At 36.8% G+C, this 2819-nt stretch carries 2 protein-coding genes; both read left to right on the top strand.

The features are described 5' to 3' along the window. The first annotated feature begins 586 nt into the window (after nt 1-586). On the top strand, nt 587-862 hold the full coding sequence (locus Q4533_RS19515) for a hypothetical protein (protein ID WP_303503899.1): 276 nt from the start codon (nt 587-589) through the stop codon (nt 860-862). 827 nt (nt 863-1689) lie between these two features. Continuing rightward, entirely contained in the window at nt 1690-2649 is a 960-nt protein-coding gene (locus Q4533_RS19510; RefSeq protein ID WP_303503897.1) for a DUF2971 domain-containing protein, read from the top strand. Nucleotides 2650-2819 lie beyond the last annotated feature (170 nt).

The following is a 2819-nucleotide window of genomic DNA, read 5'->3' as shown; positions in this document are numbered from 1 at the left end:
TTTATTATTGAGTTCGAAGACAGAATTGTGAAGCATATTAACTAAATTGCAGTTACACAGAATCTGTTACACCCTCCTTGTGTCATCTATTATTCTTTGTCTAATATAAAAATCTCAAAATAACAGTGTTTAATGTTCAATAAAACAAAAACCTGTTAATGTTTATATCTAAAATCAAATAGGTATATTTACCATTACATAAGTACGGAATTGCAACAGTAACCTTCCAAATAACAACCTATTGCTAACAAATGGGTTTGCAACAAAGTCAGTTAGTGCTTGCACCATAAAGACAGAAAATAAGTGTAGTGATTTAGCAAAACTGGCCACTACTTTGTAGTCAATTGATGTGTTTGGCATAGAATAAGTTATCAGAAAATTCAGGTGCACTTGTTCATCGTAACTCGGAAATGTCCAAAAACGAGTTTGCCATCTCTAAGCGATTGGCCAGATTTATTGTTCCACTTCAACTCAGCTAGAAGCTCATGGAGCAGAAAAAAGAAGTTCAGCATAAAGTTTCTCATATTCAAGAGTTTAATTTATCATTGATCATTACTAATACTGGCAGTTAATTAAGGAGTCAACAATGACAGACCCATTTCTGAAAGCATCACAAGGATTTGCGGATGATGAAAGAAAAGCTGCATTAGAACATCAGCTGGAAATTGTAAATGAAACTGAAGCTGGAATTATTAGGCAATTATTAGGGGTTGAAAAAAAGCCTTTATCGGAGAAACAAGAATACATTTATAAAAATAAAATAGAACCAGCCCTTGCTGAAAAATGTGGAATTAAAGGTTGTGGGCAGTTTGTACCTGCTGGCACTGATTATTGTGGCTCTTGTGAGATCGAATACGGCTGATAGCTTTAAATATACAAATAAGGATAGGGCACCTGCAGCCTATCCTAAGTGTTGAACAAGCCCGAATGATACCTTTGTATAGTAAATAGCGGCGCGAGTTCACAAAGGTTTAGATATATGGGAGTCTGTGTAATCTTTAATTAACACCAATACATTTAATAATCCCACTATCCATTTTTAGACCCTTTGCACTAACGCATTTCTGTCCATTTTCGAGTCAGCGAGATCTCGCTGGTTCATTTATGCCCCTTTCCTCGTTAGTACAATTACTCAGTTATTTTGTGGTAATCAGAGTTCCCCATAAAAAAATCTATTGGAAAGCATCAAATAATACGTACATATCGTTACGTATTATTGTTTGGTGTAAGCATAGCTTCTAGAATGGATTGCTAGATATCAGCAAAAATTGCCGACTAGTTAAAGTGCCATAATCTTATGGGGGTCCGCTTATCCTAGTTGCATAAATATCAGCGTATTGATACTTTATGTTATTAATAAACAGTTACCTACTACTAATTCAACGTTTATAGCGTCTGAATAGGCATGTTGTGAAATAGCCCTTTTTATGATGGGTGGCTCGATTAAATTCATTGAAGAAAGGATGAGTATGACTATTCTTCGCGAAATCATTTTCTTCTCAGACAGTGCTGATGAGGTCAATAAGAAAGAGGCTGAGCTTATTCGCCAGTATGACTCTAACAACCCTGATATTGGGTACAATCGTTAGCCTAGGTACAAACGATAGACGCCCTTATATTTTTTCGGTAGTCCGTTACCAAGCCCTTAAAATTATTTATCAAACAAATAGCCTTTAGTGTTGCGAGTTAATGAAAATAAAATTGTATAAGTACACTCCTCATATCGAGAGTTTTTTAAAAAAACCAATGCTGAGGGCAACCAGAACGAAGCATCTGAATGACCCTTTTGAATTGAAACCAAATCTAGAGCTGGTTGAATCGCTCGTCACCAGTGACGCGCCATCAGAAACTGCATTGAGTTTGCTTAGCGGCGATCAAAGCTTTGCAGAGTTTAAGCTATCTTATAATAAAGGGATTATTGCACTGAGTGAGTGTCACGACAATTTACTAATGTGGTCACATTATGCAGATGAGCATAGAGGTGGGGTTGTTGAGTTTACATTTGATTTAGAAAATCAAAGTCATGCAAGAACTCTTGTCCAGCGTGGTTTTTTTCAAGAACTTGCTGACAATAACTATCAATATGGTTTGGTCAGATACCGAAAAAATCGAAGTATAGATTTGTCTATGATTGATGGGCATGGTTATAAGTTGTGGGAACAGATAGTTGATCAGCTTGGCTTTATTAAGTCAAAGGACTGGATGTACGAGGAAGAGCACCGATTTCTGGTCAACATGGATTACTGTAATAAGACATACGTTCCAGATGACAAACTCTCTAGAGAGACAATGGCTTTATTTGACATACCGATCGAGTCAGATTCTGTCGGAGGTACGAACTATATTGTTGTACCGCCAGAGCACATTCTTAAAAAAGCGGCCAAACACAAGGAATGTGAATCACACCTCGAAATGTTTTTACAGAGTGGTTTTCCTATGCGCACGGAATATTTGCAGTTTGTGGACATTAAGCCAGATTGCGTTACAGGGCTATATCTAGGCGCTAAGATGAGAAATGAACAAGTTGAGTCAATTTTGAGTGACACCGATCGATTGGCTAAATTTCAGAATTTGAAAAAAGATATTTATCAAGCGGAAGTTCATAGCCTTAACTTTGATTTAGAATTCAAACCTCTGGTAGTTACATAAAAGATGCAAATACAGGTGTAGTGGTTGCGTAAAGTGACCACTCGATTGACGTTTGTGATACCTAAATTAATCCATGAAATGCTAAATTAGGACTGTAGTGGTCAAGTAAAATTGGCCACGGTTTTAGAGTCATTCCAATATAAACGTTCTGACTCATTTGGCGTTAACCC

It is taken from the genome of Shewanella sp. 6_MG-2023, from assembly GCF_030547195.1.
Taxonomy (GTDB): domain Bacteria; phylum Pseudomonadota; class Gammaproteobacteria; order Enterobacterales; family Shewanellaceae; genus Shewanella.
The sequence above is the reverse complement of the archived record's forward strand: the minus strand, read 5'-3'. Positions and strand labels throughout refer to the sequence as shown.

Coding starts and splice junctions, on each gene's coding strand:
- Q4533_RS19510 (WP_303503897.1), top strand. CDS start 1,690: ATGAAAATAAAATTGTATAAGTACACTCCTCATATCGAGAGTTTTTTA.
- Q4533_RS19515 (WP_303503899.1), top strand. CDS start 587: ATGACAGACCCATTTCTGAAAGCATCACAAGGATTTGCGGATGATGAA.